The 14,237-nt window shown below is 63.1% G+C and carries 14 protein-coding genes; 5 read left to right on the forward strand and 9 right to left on the reverse strand.

Features of this window, described 5'->3' with window-relative positions; genetic code table 11:
- The first annotated feature begins 278 nt into the window (after positions 1 to 278).
- Both ACGHJ7_RS14155 and ACGHJ7_RS14160 read left to right on the forward strand, forming a co-directional pair.
- Positions 279 to 1,112 carry a TonB-dependent receptor plug domain-containing protein gene (locus ACGHJ7_RS14155; protein ID WP_390479000.1) on the forward strand — a complete coding sequence of 278 codons (834 nt, stop codon included), beginning with the start codon at positions 279 to 281 and terminating at the stop codon, positions 1,110 to 1,112.
- 24 nt (positions 1,113 to 1,136) lie between these two features.
- Complete coding sequence (locus ACGHJ7_RS14160; protein ID WP_390479024.1) at positions 1,137 to 2,462, forward strand: TonB-dependent receptor; 1,326 nt, start codon at positions 1,137 to 1,139, stop codon at positions 2,460 to 2,462.
- 18 nt (positions 2,463 to 2,480) lie between these two features.
- Here ACGHJ7_RS14160 and ACGHJ7_RS14165 read toward each other — a convergent pair whose 3' ends face one another.
- The 6 genes from ACGHJ7_RS14165 to putA all read right to left on the reverse strand — a co-directional run bounded on the left by ACGHJ7_RS14165 (position 2,481) and on the right by putA (position 9,326).
- Positions 2,481 to 2,855: a DoxX family protein gene (locus tag ACGHJ7_RS14165; RefSeq protein WP_390479002.1), complete on the reverse strand. Its 375-nt coding sequence runs from the start codon at positions 2,853 to 2,855 to the stop codon at positions 2,481 to 2,483.
- 20 nt (positions 2,856 to 2,875) lie between these two features.
- Entirely contained in the window at positions 2,876 to 4,060 is a 1,185-nt protein-coding gene (locus ACGHJ7_RS14170; protein WP_390479004.1) for a saccharopine dehydrogenase family protein, read from the reverse strand.
- A 92-nt stretch (positions 4,061 to 4,152) separates the two neighbouring features.
- On the reverse strand, positions 4,153 to 4,947 hold the full coding sequence (locus ACGHJ7_RS14175; protein ID WP_390479006.1) for an acyl-CoA thioesterase domain-containing protein: 795 nt from the start codon (positions 4,945 to 4,947) through the stop codon (positions 4,153 to 4,155).
- A 7-nt stretch (positions 4,948 to 4,954) separates the two neighbouring features.
- On the reverse strand, positions 4,955 to 5,509 hold the full coding sequence (gene dcd / locus ACGHJ7_RS14180; RefSeq protein ID WP_390479008.1) for a dCTP deaminase: 555 nt from the start codon (positions 5,507 to 5,509) through the stop codon (positions 4,955 to 4,957).
- A gap of 73 nt (positions 5,510 to 5,582) precedes the next feature.
- On the reverse strand, positions 5,583 to 6,110 hold the full coding sequence (locus ACGHJ7_RS14185; RefSeq protein ID WP_390479010.1) for a hypothetical protein: 528 nt from the start codon (positions 6,108 to 6,110) through the stop codon (positions 5,583 to 5,585).
- An 87-nt stretch (positions 6,111 to 6,197) separates the two neighbouring features.
- Entirely contained in the window at positions 6,198 to 9,326 is a 3,129-nt protein-coding gene (gene putA / locus ACGHJ7_RS14190) for a bifunctional proline dehydrogenase/L-glutamate gamma-semialdehyde dehydrogenase PutA (protein WP_390479026.1), read from the reverse strand.
- 131 nt (positions 9,327 to 9,457) lie between these two features.
- Here putA and ACGHJ7_RS14195 point away from each other — a divergent pair, with 131 nt between their 5' ends.
- The gene (locus ACGHJ7_RS14195) at positions 9,458 to 10,360 is read left to right on the forward strand and encodes an SDR family oxidoreductase (RefSeq protein WP_390479012.1); all 903 of its coding nucleotides are present in this window, start codon (positions 9,458 to 9,460) and stop codon (positions 10,358 to 10,360) included.
- Positions 10,361 to 10,362: 2 nt separating this feature from the next.
- Here ACGHJ7_RS14195 and ACGHJ7_RS14200 read toward each other — a convergent pair whose 3' ends face one another.
- The 3 genes from ACGHJ7_RS14200 to ACGHJ7_RS14210 all read right to left on the reverse strand — a co-directional run bounded on the left by ACGHJ7_RS14200 (position 10,363) and on the right by ACGHJ7_RS14210 (position 11,860).
- A complete protein-coding gene (locus tag ACGHJ7_RS14200; protein WP_390479014.1) occupies positions 10,363 to 11,178 on the reverse strand; it encodes an N-acetylmuramidase domain-containing protein in 816 nt (271 codons plus the stop codon).
- Positions 11,179 to 11,356: 178 nt separating this feature from the next.
- On the reverse strand, positions 11,357 to 11,683 hold the full coding sequence (locus tag ACGHJ7_RS14205) for a WecB/TagA/CpsF family glycosyltransferase (protein WP_390479016.1): 327 nt from the start codon (positions 11,681 to 11,683) through the stop codon (positions 11,357 to 11,359).
- A 6-nt stretch (positions 11,684 to 11,689) separates the two neighbouring features.
- Positions 11,690 to 11,860, reverse strand: coding sequence for a hypothetical protein (locus ACGHJ7_RS14210; RefSeq protein WP_390479018.1), 171 nt, complete (start codon positions 11,858 to 11,860; stop codon positions 11,690 to 11,692).
- A gap of 164 nt (positions 11,861 to 12,024) precedes the next feature.
- On the opposite strand from ACGHJ7_RS14210, the gene ACGHJ7_RS14215 reads away from it, so the two are divergent.
- Both ACGHJ7_RS14215 and ACGHJ7_RS14220 read left to right on the forward strand, forming a co-directional pair.
- Positions 12,025 to 12,384, forward strand: a complete 360-nt coding sequence (locus ACGHJ7_RS14215; RefSeq protein ID WP_390479020.1) for a hypothetical protein — start codon at positions 12,025 to 12,027, stop codon at positions 12,382 to 12,384.
- A 299-nt stretch (positions 12,385 to 12,683) separates the two neighbouring features.
- Positions 12,684 to 13,976 carry a sugar transferase gene (locus tag ACGHJ7_RS14220; protein ID WP_390479022.1) on the forward strand — a complete coding sequence of 431 codons (1,293 nt, stop codon included), beginning with the start codon at positions 12,684 to 12,686 and terminating at the stop codon, positions 13,974 to 13,976.
- The last annotated feature ends 261 nt before the right edge of the window (positions 13,977 to 14,237 follow it).

Raw genomic sequence — 14,237 nt, forward strand, 5'->3', positions numbered from 1 at the left:
CAAGGTTGGGGTCGGGCGTTCGAATCGCCTCGCCCGCTCCATTTTCTTCCCAAAACCAGTGACCTGACGTCTGCCGCCCTTGCGGCAGTGCGCCGTTCGGCGTGCCATGCCGTTCGGCTGCATCTGTTCATCATTCGTCGAGCAGGATGGCGCGTGTGCGAACACTGCGGTTGCAAGCGCGCTCCTCATGTGCTTCAGGAAATGTTACCACGTATCATTCAAATTCGAGAGCTTTCTCCCCCATGCGTCAATCCCGTATTGCCTTACATACCGTTTCCATGGCCGCGCTGGCCCTTGGCTCTCTGCCTGCATTCGCACAGACTGCGGCTACGCCTGCGACCCCTGCGCAGGAAGAAGCGGATGACGACCTGCACAGCAGGAATATCGGCCCGGACGGCGAGATCATCGTAACCGTCGAAGGCCTGACCCAGCTGGACGTGCTGGCGGGCACGAATGTGGTCGAGGGCATCGACCTGCAGCGCAACCTCGACGGACAGCTTGGCGAAGTGCTGGCGGACCTGCCGGGCGTTTCGGCCACGAGCTTCTCTCCCGGCGCTTCACGTCCGGTCATTCGCGGGTTCTCCGGCGAGCGTGTGAAGGTCCTCGTCGACGGACTGGCAGCACTCGACGTATCGAACACGTCCGACGACCACGCGGTATCGATCGATCCGCTGACGGCCGAGAGCATTGAGGTCCTGCGCGGGCCTGCCGTGATTCTTTACGGCAGCCAGGCCATTGGCGGCGCAGTCAACGTCATCGACAAGCGCATCCCCCGCCGCCGCGTCACGGAGGATTTCCACTTCGACGCGCTGGCAGAAGCCGACACGGCTCGCAATCTGTGGGGCGGGGGCGCCTCGCTCGACCTGCCGCTCGGCCCCAATGTCGTGCTGCACACCAGCGGTTCGTACCGCAACAGCGACGACGTCGAGGTGCCGGGCTTCACGGTGGCCGACGGACTGCGCGCCGAAATCCTGGCGGAAGCGGCTGAAGAGGAAGAGGAAGGCGAATTCGAGGAAGCCGAAGAGCTGCGCGAGGCGGCTGAGCAGCGCGGCTTCGTGCCGAATAGCGGTAGCGAGACCTGGAGCACGAATGGCGGCCTGACCATCTTCTAGGGTGACAGCAGCCTCGGCTTCTCGCTGGGTTATTACGACACGAATTACGGTGTTCCGGGCCGTCCGGGCGCCGGCCACCATCACGGCGAGGAAGAGCACGGCGACGAAGATCACGATCATGATGAGGACCATGATGAAGATCACGGCGACGAGCTTGGCGACGAGGAAGAAGCAGAGATCGTCACCATCGACCTGCAGCAGTTCCGCGCCGACCTGCGCGGCGAGCTCGATCTCGGCGACGGTTTCTTCGGCCGCATGATCACGCGCGCCGGCTATTCCGATTACAGCCATATCGAGTTCGAGGGCGACGAGGTCGGCACGACCTTCGACACCGAGGCGATCGAGGCACGGATGGTGCTCGCGCAGAACCGCCGCGGCGGATATGGCGGCTCCTTCGGCCTGCAATACTATATCCGCGATTTCGAAGCGGTCGGCGCAGAAGCCTACGTGGCTCCGAACCGCACCGACCAGTTCGCCGTCTTCGGCCTGCAGGAACTGACGCTGGGACAGATCCAGCTGGAAGCGGCAGCCCGTTACGAGATGACGGACGTGTCGTCCCGCACGCTGAACCTGGAGCGCGACTACGACACGTTCTCGGGTGCGCTTTCGGCCATTTACGAGACGCCGGCGCTCGAACCGCTGCGCTTCGGCGTGACCGTTTCGCGCGCAGCCCGCGCGCCGAGTGCGGAAGAGCTGTTCTCCAACGGTCCCCACATCGCGACGCAAGCCTTCGAGATCGGCGACCCGGACCTGGAGGTGGAAACCTCCATCGGGGTCGAAGGCTTCGTGCGAGGCCGTCTGGGCGCGGCGAACGTCACCTTCTCCGTGTTCCAGAACTGGTTCGACGATTATGTCTACCTGTCGGATACGGGCGCGGAAGAGGACGACCTGCCGGTCTTCGTCTATTTGCAGCAGGATGCCGACTATTTCGGCATCGAGGGTTCGGTGGATTTCCCGCTGGCCGATCTCGGCGCTTTTGCCCTTTATGGCGATGTACGCGGCGAATATATCCGCGCCGAACTGGACGATGGTTCAAACGTGCCGCGTATCCCGCCGCTCAGCCTGCTGGGCGCCGTGGAGGCCCGCTCGCAGCAATTCGACGCGCGGGTCGAGGTCCAGTGGTTCGACGAGCAGGACGATGTCGCCTCGTTCGAGACCCCGACCGACGGCTTCACCTTCGTCAACGCCTCGCTCGGCTTCCAGCCGCTTCCGGGCGACGACACGGTGCGCCTGATGCTGCAGGCGAAGAACATCTTCGACGTGGAGGGCCGCCGCCATGCCAGCTTTACGAAGGATTTCGTGCCGCTGGCAGGCCGCAATTTCCGCGTCAGCCTGCTCGCCAGTTTCTAAAGAATTGGTGAGCCGGGCCTAGCCGGCGACGACCGTACGGGTCGCCTCGGCATGGGCGAAGACCATGAAGAGCCCGCCGGCGATGGCGAGGTTCTTCATGGCCAGCGCCATTTCCTGCGTGCTCGACGTGTCGTAGTGAAAGAACACGATCGTCAGCAGGGTAAAGACCGCCATGGCCGGGGCGACAATGCGCGGCCACAGGCCCACGGCTAGGGCCATCCCTCCGAATATTTCGAATAGGGCGGCAGGCAGCGCGAGGAAGGACGGCAGGACGCTGACCCCCTCGATATAGGCCTGCGTCGTGTCGAGGTTCAGCAGCTTGTTCACCCCCGCAAGGATGAACAGGATCGCCAGCATGATGCGCCCGCCGATGGCAGCAATCCTTGCAATCATGGCGCGTCTCCTGCCCGGCCTCAGCCTTCGACCGCGAAGGTCAGGGCGGCGTGGTCTTCCAGACGCTCGACGAGGTCTTCACCCAGGAAGGAGCCGGGCGTCCCGACGCCGCCTTGGGCGTCGCTGTCCAGCAGGGCCATGCCGGTTTCGCCCAGCATCCGGCTGGTGGACCCGTAACCCGGATCGAACTTGCCCTTCACGCCGTAACGGATCGTCTCGCCATCCGGCATCATGCCGATGAACAGCACGTCGTAGAACCCGTTCTCGCGCTCTTCCGGAGTCGGGCCTTCGCCCGGCTTGGGCGGCTTCGCACCGAACGGGTTCTTGAGCATTTCGGCTGCGGCCTTTGCCGCTTTCTCGCCGATTTCGCCCGGGCTGGTCAGCATCATCTCATCATATTTGAAGTCCTCGCCATAGGGATGGCCGCGCAGGAAATTGGTGCGGTGGACGTTCTTGGTATTGATGGTCGCCATGATGAAGGGTGCGGCCCATTTGCCCGCTTCCTTGTCATATTCCGGCAGCAGTCCGCTCGGCTGGTCCGGCCCTTCGAAGCCGGGCGTCAGGCCGAAGGGGCTTTGCAGGATCTTCAGCAGGCTCGCATCCTTGGCCACGGCCTTCATCGTCGCGGTCAGGCTGGCGGCCGTCCCGCCGGAGAAGGTGCCCTGCATGGCGCGCACGCGGCCTTTGACCCGCGGCGCGGGCTTGCCGAATTTCGCCTTCGCTTCTTTCTGCAGCATCAGCACGCCGAGATCGAAGGGGATGGAATCGAAGCCGCTGGAGAAACAGATGCGGGCGCCGCTGGCCCTGGCCGCTTCGTGGTGCTTGTCGATCTGCTGGCGCATCCAGCCCGGCTCGCCGCACAGATCGGCGTAATCGGTCCCGGTCGCAACGCAGGCGGCGACCAGTTCATCACCGTAGAGCTGGTAGGGACCGACAGTGGTCAGGACGACTTTCGTGCGCTCGCACATGGCGACGAGGCTGGCCGTGTCGTCCGCATCGGCCACCACCAGCGGCGTGTCGGCAGGCGCGCCGATCTCGTCCCGGACCGATGCCAGCTTGTCGAGGCTGCGTCCGGCCATTGCCCATTTGGGCGCGGCATCGCTGTCGCCATATTCGCGCACGAAATGTTCGGCCACCAGCCGTCCGGTATATCCGGTCGCGCCATAGACGATGATATCGAATTCGCGGGTGTTCTTGTCGGCCATGCTCAACTCTCCTTTGTCGCCGCTTACTGCGCACACTGCGCGGCCAAGTCAAAGCCGTTACGGCAATGTTGTCCCGCTCCGCATCGTACGGCCTAGGCCGAGTCGGGCATCGCCATGGGGATGCGGGGAAGGACGCTCGTCTGGCTCGAAATGGCAAGCAGGGTGCCGTCTTCTGCAAAATGCCGTGCCTGGCCGGAAACCGTGCCCCTTTCGAAAGCGGCCAGCTGCGTAACCGACAGGACCCATCCGGCGGGCGCGGGGCGGAAGAAGCGAAGGGTCGCATCGAGGCTGGAGCCGCCACGCGATTGCGGGTGCGCGCCGAGGAGGAAATCGGAAAGGATGGCCAGCCATCCGGCATCGTTTGCAAAACCGCTTCGGGACCGGGTCCATACGGCATCGATCCCCTGCTCGCTATCCTGCAGGGCCGTCCGTCTCTCGACTTCGGCGAGCAGGCCGGTGTCTTCTGCAAGGGGATCGACCGGGGGCGCGGCCAAGCTGCCGGGTCCGGGCACGTCCGGCATCATGGCAAACTGGCGTGGCTGGGACGGTTCGCGCGCTCCTAATGCGGCAGCCACACGTTGCACCTCGCGCCCGGCAGACCGGATAACCGCTTGCCACTGGCCGATCGACTGGCCGCCGCCGCATTGTTCGCAGCTTATCGTCAACTCCTCGGCATGCTGGGTCGGGGCAAGGAACTGGATGGTGGCCCACAAAATACCCTGCCCGCTTTCCAGCTGCATCGCATCGATTGCCGCGGCCAGCGAGACACCGCCCATCACATGCGGGGCGCCTTCCGGCCCGGCGGTGGCGGGCGGGGTAACGGGCAGGATGTATTCCCCTTCACGGGCGCCGGGTACGACGCGCCAGAAGGGGACGCGGGCGGTCAATCGACGCTCACAGCCGGGGCAGGGTCACGCCCCGCTGTCCCATGTATTTGCCGGCCCTGTCGGCATAGGTCACTTCGGGCCTCTCGTTCCCCTGCAGGAACAGGAACTGGCACACACCTTCATTGGCGTAGATCTTGGCCGGCAGAGGCGTGGTGTTGGAAAATTCCAGCGTGACGTGGCCTTCCCAGCCCGGTTCCAGCGGGGTGACGTTCACGATAATGCCGCAGCGGGCATAGGTGCTCTTGCCGAGGCAGATGACCAGCACGTTTTCCGGGATGCGGAAATATTCGACCGTGCGAGCGAGAGCGAAGGAATTGGGGGGGATGATGCAGACATCGGTTTCCCGGTCGACGAAGCTCTTGGGGTCGAACGTCTTGGGGTCGACCACGCTGGAATCGACATTGGTGAAAATCTTGAATTCGGGCGCCACCCGCGCATCGTAGCCATAGCTCGACAGGCCGTAGGAAATGCAGCCGTCGCGGCGCTGCGCTTCCTCGAACGGCTCGATCATGCCGTCGGCGCGCGCACGTTCCCGAATCCACTTGTCTGAAAGAATCGCCATGCCCGAACCCTGCGCCAACGGCTTCGGGGCGGCAAGCTGGCGCGCGGAATTTTTTGGCCCCTGGCGCGCGTCGTCAGAGGGGCTTTGCACCCAGTTCGGGGTTCAGCGTTCCAATATAATTGAGCCATTGCTTGGGCTTGCGCAGCATTTTCTTCGGGTAGCCGACCTTCAGTCCGGCAATCTTCGCCATCTCCCCGACGAAGTGAATACAGTTGCGCGTGTCGAGGTCGTAATATTTGCCCGGGGCATTCTTCCACCTGTCCTTCAGCGCCTTCACCTCACGGTACTGGGCATCGGTCAGGGTCACCGTGAAATGGCGATTGGTCGATCCGATATACTTCTCTTCCTCGATCAGGATATCGTGTTCGACCGGGCCGGTCAGGATGGCGGGCGTCGTGCGTTTTGCCGTGAATCCGTAATTCTCGTTCACCTGCTGGCCCGTTTCATCCAGCGTGCCTTCCAGCACGATAAATGTGTGGGGATAGCGCCCGAAAAACACCGATCCGTTGAACGAATGGAAATGCATCTTCACTTCCGCAAAGGCTGCATTGGACCATGCAAGGGCAAGGAGGGCGAGGAAAAGCTTGGCGTAATGTCGCATGGCGCGGTCCATAGCGGGTCGCAGCGTTAAGCTGAACTGAATTTCCCTCGCACCCCCCCCGCGCCGGCCCCGTCCGGACGGCAGCGCCTACCCGTTCAGCAGGCTGGCATTGCCGCCCGCGGCCGTCGTGTCGATCGTCACCACGCGCTCGGTTGCGAAGCGGGCCACGTAATGCGGACCGCCGGCCTTGGGTCCGGTTCCCGACAGGCCTTCCCCGCCGAATGGCTGGCTTTCGACGACCGCGCCGATCTGGTTGCGGTTGACGTAGAAATTGCCGACCCGCGCGCGGCTTTCGACAAAGCGCGCGACGCCTTCGATGCGGCTGTGCAGCCCCAGCGTCAGGCCGAAGCCCGTGGCGTTGATGTCTTCCATCACCTTACCCAGTTCGCCGCCACGGAACCGTACGACATGCAGCACCGGGCCGAAATTCTCGCGCTTGAGGTCGAGGATCGAACCCATCTCGATGATGGTGGGTGCCACGAAACAGCCCGACGACAGGCCGCGCGCCAGCTTGCGCCGCCAGACGGTGCGCCCCGCCTTCTTGCGGCGCGCAACATGGCGTTCGAGCGCGGCCTTGGCATCGGGGTCGATGACAGGGCCGACATCGGTCGCAAGATCGGCCGGGTCGCCCACTTCCAGTGCCTCGAACGCGCCGCGGATCATGCCTAGCATCTCGTCATAGACGTCGTCTTGAATATAGAGGACGCGCAGGGCGGAGCAGCGCTGGCCTGCGCTCTGGAAGGCGGAGGCGACGACATCGCGCGTCACCTGTTCTGGCAACGCACTGGAATCGACGATCATCGCGTTCTGACCGCCGGTCTCTGCGATGAAGGTCGCGATGGGACCTTCCCGCGCGGCGAGCGCGCGGTTGATCGCCTGCGCCGTTCCGGTCGACCCGGTGAAGGCGACCCCGGCAATGCGCGGATCGGATGTGATGAGCTGGCCGACATCGCCTGCCCCGGGCAGCAGCTGGAAAACTTCCTCCGGAATGCCTGCCTCGTGACAAAGCCGGGTGGCCAGCGCCGCGATCAGCGGGGTCTGTTCCGCCGGCTTGGCGATTACGGTATTGCCCGCTGCCAGCGCCGCTGCCGCCGGACCGATGAAGATCGCCAGCGGGAAGTTCCACGGACTGATGGTGGCAAAGACACCGCGCCCCGCCATGGTGAGGCGGTTTTCCTCGCCCGTCGGTCCGGGCAGGGCCAGCGGCTCTGCAAACAGGCGCCGCGCCTCTGATGCGTAATAGCGCAGGAAATCGACGGCCTCGCGCACCTCCAGCACGCCGTCGAGCAGGGACTTGCCCGCCTCGCGGCGGCACAGGCTGAGCAATTCGTCGCTATGGTCCTCGAACGCGTCGGCTGCCGCTTCCAGCAGCAGTGCGCGCCGTTCCCCGCCCAGCGCGTTCCATCCCGGCTGGACCAGCAGAGCGCGGTCGACCGCAGCCTGTACCTCGGCTTCGGTCGAATCGCGTCGCGTGCCGACTTCCTGGTTCAGGTCCTGCGGCGCGTTGATCGGTGCGCTTTCGCCCTCTTCGGGCAGGGTGAAAGTGGGCGAGGCGTCCCAGTGCCGGTCCGCCAGGGCGTCCAGCCGTTCCATCAACGGTTCGCGCACCAGCGGATCGGCAAGATCGATGCCTGCACTGTTGACGCGTCCGGGGAAGATGTCCGCAGGCAGCGGGATGGCCGGATTGCGCTTCGGCTCCAGCGCGGCGAGTTCCGCCACCGGGTCGCCCGCCAGTTCTTCCGCCGGCACGTCGGCATCGGCCATGCGGTTGACGAAGCTGGAATTGGCGCCGTTCTCCAGCAAGCGCCGCACGAGATAGGCGAGCAGGTCCTTGTGACTGCCCACGGGCGCATAGATGCGGACGGGGGTGCGTTCATTGCCCTCCGCCTTGGCCAGGGCGCCGTACAATTCCTCGCCCATGCCGTGCAGGCGCTGGAATTCGAAATCGATACCCTTGTCGCGGGCCATCGTGCGGATGGCGGCAATGGTATAGGCATTGTGCGTGGCGAAGGCGGGATAGATCGCATCGCCGCCCTCGATCAGGATCTTCGCGCAGGCGAGATAGCTGACATCGGTCGCCACCTTGCGGGTGAAGACGGGATAATCGTCATACCCGCCGACCTGGCTGAGCTTGATCTCGGTATCCCAGTAGGCGCCCTTGACCAGCCGCACCATCAGGCGGCGGTCATGCCGGCGGGCCAGGCGGACAACCCAGTCGCACAGCGGGGCCGCGCGTTTCTGGTAGGCCTGGATGGCAAGACCGAACCCTTCCCATTGACCGCCATCATCGAGGCGGAACAGGCTGTCGTCGCTGGCCAGTTCCTCGATGATGTCGAGCGAGAGTTCCAGCCGCTCGGCTTCCTCCGCATCGATGGTGAAGTGGATGTTGGCCGCCCGCGCCTTCTCCGCGAGGTCGCGAACCATCGGGACCAGTTCCGCCCGCGCCTTGTCCGCATGGAGGAAATCGTATTTCGGATGCAGCGCCGACAGCTTCACCGAGATGCCCGGGCTGGCGCCGACATCGGCGCCGCCTTCGCGCGCAAGGCGTTCGATCGCGCGTTCATAGGCCAGGCGGTATCGCTCCGCATCGGGATAGGTCATCGCCGCTTCGCCCAGCATGTCGAAGCTGTGGGTCAGGCCCTTTGCCCGCTCCGGCTTTGCTCGGCTCAGGGCTTCCTCGATCGAGCGGCCATAGACGAACTGGCCGCCCATGATGCGCATCGCCTGAAGCGTCGCCTTGCGGATCACGGGTTCGCCCACGCGGCCGATCGTGCGGCGCAGTGTCGCGCCCATGCCGCGCTGGGCTTCTTCCGGTTTTTCCAGCACTTCGCCGGTCAGCATCAGCGAGAAAGTCGCTGCGTTGACGAAGGTGGAGGAGCTTTCGCCCAGATGTTCGGACCAGTCGATATCGCCCAGCTTGTCGCGAATCAGCGCATCCGCCGTGTCATGGTCGGGAACACGCAGAAGCGCCTCTGCCAGGCACATCAGCGCGATGCCTTCTTCCGTGTCGAGGCCGAACTGGTGAAGGAATGCGTCGAGCCCGCTGGCCTTGCGCGCACGGGCATCGCGGACCAGCTGCGCGGCAAAGGCGCCGGCCGTTTCATGCTGGTCGCTGGCGGGCCGGGCCTGCGCCATGCGCTGCGCCACGCATGCGCCTTCTTCCATCCGGTAGGCTGCGCGAAGCTTCGCGCGATCGAGGGGGGCTAGTCGCGACATAACGTTCATGGGCTCGCAAGTGGACCCGCAGGCGAGTCTTATCAAGGATAGTGGACTCGCTTCGTCCCTGCGGGCACTCACCGGTGGCAACGAACCCCGGGGGGAAACCGGGGATCACCGCAGGGGAGACGATGATGGACACGAGCAGACTGATGTTCCGCGACGGGCTGATGGACGGGATGCGCATCCTCGTCACAGGCGGCGGGACGGGCCTTGGCCTCGAGATGACCGAGGCGTTTCTCAAGCTGGGCGCGGCCGTGCATATCTGCGGGCGGCGGCAGGGAAAGGTCCAGGAGGCGGCAGAGACCCTGATGGCCCGGCACGGCGGCAAGGTCGTGGCCCATGGCTGCGACATCCGCGACCCGCAGGCGATCGCGGACATGGTGGATGCCATCTGGGACGAAGGCGGCGCGCTGACCGGGGTGGTGAACAACGCGGCCGGAAATTTCGTCAGCCGGACCGAAGACCTCTCCATCAACGGCTTCAACGCGATTTCCGATATCGTCTTTCGCGGGACGTTCTACGTCACCCATGAAATCGGCAAACGACTGATCGCGGAGGGGCGCAGCGCCAGCTTCCTGTCGATCCTGACCACGTGGATCTGGAATGGCGGCCCGTTCACCGTTCCCTCCGCCATGAGCAAGAGCGCGATCAACACGATGACCCAGAGCCTGGCGACCGAATGGGGCCGCTATGGCCTGCGCTTCAATGCCATCGCCCCGGGCCTGTTCCCGACCGAGGGGATGAGTGCGCGCCTTTCCCCCGGTGGCAGGCAGGACGAGCGCAGCGAACGGAACAATCCGATGGGTCGGCACGGCGAAATGCATGAGCTGGCCAATCTTGCCGTGTTCCTGATGGGGCCGGGCGCGGAGTGGGTGAACGGCCAGACCATCGCGATCGACGGCGCGGGCTATCAGGCCAATGGCGGAAACTTCTACCAGGCGCTCTCGCCCCTGGATGACGAGGAGTGGGAGACGATGCGCGCGATGATCAAGGGGACGAACGCGAGGGACAAGGCGGAGCGCACGACGTAACGTTACGCGTCCAGCGCGGCGCGTGTCCGCGGGCCGACCAGCCCGTCCGCTGCCAGTCCCCGGCCACGCTGGAAAGCGCGCACCGCCGCGGCAGTGATCGGCCCGAACAGCCCGTCAACTGCGACATCCAGCCTCGCCTGCAGCCGCCTGACCGCCGATCCGCGCGAACCCTCCCGCAGCAGCGCATGGTCCGAATGCCGCCGCCAGGCTGCCGCGAGGCGTTCGTCGTAGCGATGCCTGCGGAAAGCCGGGCCGTTATAGCCGCGCGCAAACCGTGCCCAGTCGTGTTCGCGCAAGGCCTTGTCCAGCCCCTCGGCTTGCAGGAACGCCGTGAAGGCGAGCAGGTGCGCGTCCTCCCCCTCCATCATGGCGGCGACGAAGGCGCCGATATCGGCAAAGCCGCATGCGGCGAAATTGTCGCCCATGATCTGGAACGCGCCCCAGCTTGCGGAACGAAGCGCGGCCTCCCTGTCCAGCGCGATGGCCCGTTCGAGCCGGCGATATTGCGCCGCGCTCCGCCCGTAACCGCCCCAGCGCCGGTGGCTGATGTCGGGCGCCCGCTCGTCGAAGCGGCCCCCGGTCAGGCGGTGGAAATAATGCCGTTCGAACAGGATGCGGGGGCGCCGGGCGGCGTCGAACCCGCCTTTGCTCTCGATCTCGATCACGGCATGGATCGCCGCAGTATCGCAGCCAATGGAGCGGGCTGCATCGGCGACGGCGTCCGGCGTCATTGGCCGGGCCGCGCCTGCGAACTGGTCGGCGCTGACGGGGCAGGACTGGGTGGTCGCGCCAGGCTGCGTGGACTGCATGGACTGCATGATGTGTGGGGTTCTCCGGCGGGCTGGATGTCGAACCGCAAGGCCGTTTGCACGGGCATGACGGGCGAATCCAACACGCCGGACCCGCAGCAGGATGTGGCATGCGGTCTGCCGTGTAGGAAAACGATTTTGTGTAGGATTGGCGGGAGGGTCCGGCGCCCCTTCCCGAAAGCCGCAATTATTCGCGATCTGCGTGCAGATGCGTTTTTACGTCACGGGCCAGCCTTTTCGATGCCAGGAGGAACCGCGTGTTATCGATATAGCGCGGCAGCAACCGTCTTGGCTCGCGCGCAAGGCGATAGGCCCATTCCACCTTGGCCCGCCGCATCCATTCAGGTGCTCTTTGCACCTCTCCGCTCATGAAATCGATGATGGCACTGCCATTGACCACGACCATCCCGGTCCGGCTGAACGCCGGATCCTTCAGGAGTCTTTCTGCCAGCAGTTCCTGTTTCGGCATACCCATGCCCAGGATCACGAGAGAGGGGCGCTCGTCCGCCAGCACCCTGATCTAGTGGTCTTCGTCCCTGAACCCGTCGCATTGTACGATTTCGCCGAAGCCTGCCTGCGCCAGCTTCCGGGCGGTGGCGGCGACACGTCCGGCCGTCGTGCCGAGCAAGGCCAGTTTCCATTCCCGCGGCGCGGCAGCGATCAATTTCGGAATGAATTCGGTGCCGTTCACATTCAGTCCCGGTTCGCGACCGCGACTGCCATGCAGGCATTTTTGACGCGGATTCCATATCCCGTCTCCACTTGCATCACGTCAGTTCAGACATCCTACGTTACCTCAGTTTCTTCAAACCTTGTGGTATGGGCATGGGCGGTCCAGTCGGAGAGACGCAGTACTTGAGCCTTGCTATTCCAGCCACCGTGCTCGCCGATGAGAACGGCGAGCAGTTAGGTCTCGTCATCCTCCACCGATGCCATGCGCTATTTCAGGGGGAGATCAAGCCAGCTTTGAATGTAACGGATGTCGGAAATGACTGCATCGCGCGGATCGCGAACCATGATAAAATTTTCGCCTCCCAGCCTGCCGCCTACCGTGGCCGCAAGATCAAGATTGAGGCTGAATATGATGATATGAGGCGGCCAAGGCCGATCGGGTCCAGCAGCTTCTCGATTTCGCTACAATTTAAAATGTCGCGTCGACCTAGCGTAAGCGACAGCGCACGGCTAGGTGAAGGTTGCAAGCCCAGTAGTCTCTGAAGTAAATTGGTCCCCGGCTTGGGCATAGTCCGTCAGGATGCACAGCGCGGTGCGCGCTTGCCCGACAAGGCGGGATGTTATGCGTGCGGTCTTCAGGTCAAACCGTTGTAGGTCAAATGCTTATCATGAGAAGCTCTTCATGCGGGCACTTCAGACTAAATCTTGGTGCTGTCTCTACGCTACTTTCGCATTTGATCCGATAGGCGGATTGCCCGCGAGACCGCAATTAGCCTATATGGCCGCCAAGATAGGATCGCAGCGTGTTATAATTTACGTAACGCTTTGGAGAAAATAGAAAAATGCGGATCTCAAACGCACGGCAGCGAGGGATGGCTGGGAGGCATCCGCTTTCTTCTGCGTGGTTCCAGCTTGCTTTGTATCTGCTTGTGGGCATTGTTATTCCGGTCGCCATACGTACGCGGTTCGACGGCGCTCGCATCGCGCAGGAAGAGGCAGCAGTTGCAATTGTGGGCACATCCGTTGCGACGGTTTTGGTGTGGTCCATTATTAATCGGCTGCGCGATTATGCGAAGGCCAGACTGCTATCCTATGTGCTCCCAGTAAATTTCCTAGTCTTCAGCTCGTTGTCGCTGGTCCTGCTGGTCTTGAGGTTGCCGTACAATATCTCGATACTGTTGCTAAGCGCTGTAGCCATGACAGCTACAAGTTTCATGCTTATTGCGATTACCCGAGGCAATAGCCAGAGATACTGGGTGGTGCCTGGAGGGCGCGCAGCCGACACACTCAGCGGCTTGGACGAGGCGATAATACTGACCCCCGAGACACTGAGAGAGATAATTGGCCGCCGCATGAACGGATCGCTCGTCGCCGATCTGCATCACGCCCGCAGTGAGGAATGGGACCAGCTGATAGCGGAAGCAGCGCTAAGCGGCTTGCCGGTCTATCATTATCGCCAGGTTTGGGAATACACGACCGGGCAGGTCAAGATCGACCACCTGCGCGAAAACAATCTGGGCACGCTCATTCCCACTATCGCCTACATGAAGGCAAAGCGATTGATCGATATCCTGCTCGTGATCGTTCTGCTTCCTGCCTTGATCCTTATCCTCCCGGCCGTTGCGCTCTGGGTCAAACTCGATTCAAAGGGGCCCGTTTTTTACGTGCAGGAACGGGTCGGGATGCGTGGTCACCTGTTTCGTATGTACAAATTCCGGTCGATGCTTGCCGAACCGGTACGCGACCGTTCCGATCTGGAGGCCGCCATGACCCGGTCGGACGATGATCGAATTACCAGAGCGGGCCGCATCATCAGACGGTTCCGCATCGACGAATTGCCTCAGATACTGAATGTACTGAAGGGCGAGATGAGCTGGATCGGTCCGCGTCCAGAGGCTCTTCCGCTATCCCGGTCCTACGAAAAAGCCATACCGTTCTACAGGTATCGTCATATCGTGCGCCCGGGTCTCACTGGCTGGGCGCAGGTCAATCAGGGGCATGTTACCGATCTCGACGAGATCGACGACAAGCTTGGTTACGATTTCTATTATATCCGTCACTTCTCCTGGTGGCTCGACGCATTGATTTTCCTGAAGACCTTTCGCGTTATTTTCGGAGGCTTCGGGGCGAAATGAATGGGTCGGAATGGCGCGGTGCTGTGCCAGCAGCAGTTTCAAAAACTCTTTATGCGCAGGTAACAATGCGGGTGAATTACCGAGATTCGCGGATTTAGGTGACCTCACCTGCAACGGGCAGTCCTGGGATGCCGTTCCATCGGTATGTACAACCTTGAGGCGAACCAGCGTAGAAACTATCCGGATGCGGTGGTCTATCCGAAGGACATCATCACAGTGGAAGTAGCTGCACGTCGGCGGACGCTTGAGGCATTGACGTGA

Origin of the sequence: Altererythrobacter sp. MTPC7, from assembly GCF_042851395.1 — a bacterium.
Classification (GTDB): domain Bacteria; phylum Pseudomonadota; class Alphaproteobacteria; order Sphingomonadales; family Sphingomonadaceae; genus CAJXSN01.

Bases quoted from the DNA above. Each gene is read 5' to 3' on its own strand.
- ACGHJ7_RS14155 (WP_390479000.1), top strand. From the start codon at position 279: ATGGCCGCGCTGGCCCTTGGCTCTCTGCCTGCATTCGCACAGACTGCG.
- ACGHJ7_RS14165 (WP_390479002.1), bottom strand. From the start codon at position 2,855: ATGATTGCAAGGATTGCTGCCATCGGCGGGCGCATCATGCTGGCGATC.
- ACGHJ7_RS14170 (WP_390479004.1), bottom strand. From the start codon at position 4,060: ATGGCCGACAAGAACACCCGCGAATTCGATATCATCGTCTATGGCGCG.
- dcd (WP_390479008.1), bottom strand. From the start codon at position 5,509: ATGGCGATTCTTTCAGACAAGTGGATTCGGGAACGTGCGCGCGCCGAC.
- ACGHJ7_RS14185 (WP_390479010.1), bottom strand. From the start codon at position 6,110: ATGCGACATTACGCCAAGCTTTTCCTCGCCCTCCTTGCCCTTGCATGG.
- putA (WP_390479026.1), bottom strand. From the start codon at position 9,326: ATGTCGCGACTAGCCCCCCTCGATCGCGCGAAGCTTCGCGCAGCCTAC.
- ACGHJ7_RS14195 (WP_390479012.1), top strand. From the start codon at position 9,458: ATGATGGACACGAGCAGACTGATGTTCCGCGACGGGCTGATGGACGGG.
- ACGHJ7_RS14200 (WP_390479014.1), bottom strand. From the start codon at position 11,178: ATGCAGTCCATGCAGTCCACGCAGCCTGGCGCGACCACCCAGTCCTGC.
- ACGHJ7_RS14220 (WP_390479022.1), top strand. From the start codon at position 12,684: ATGCGGATCTCAAACGCACGGCAGCGAGGGATGGCTGGGAGGCATCCG.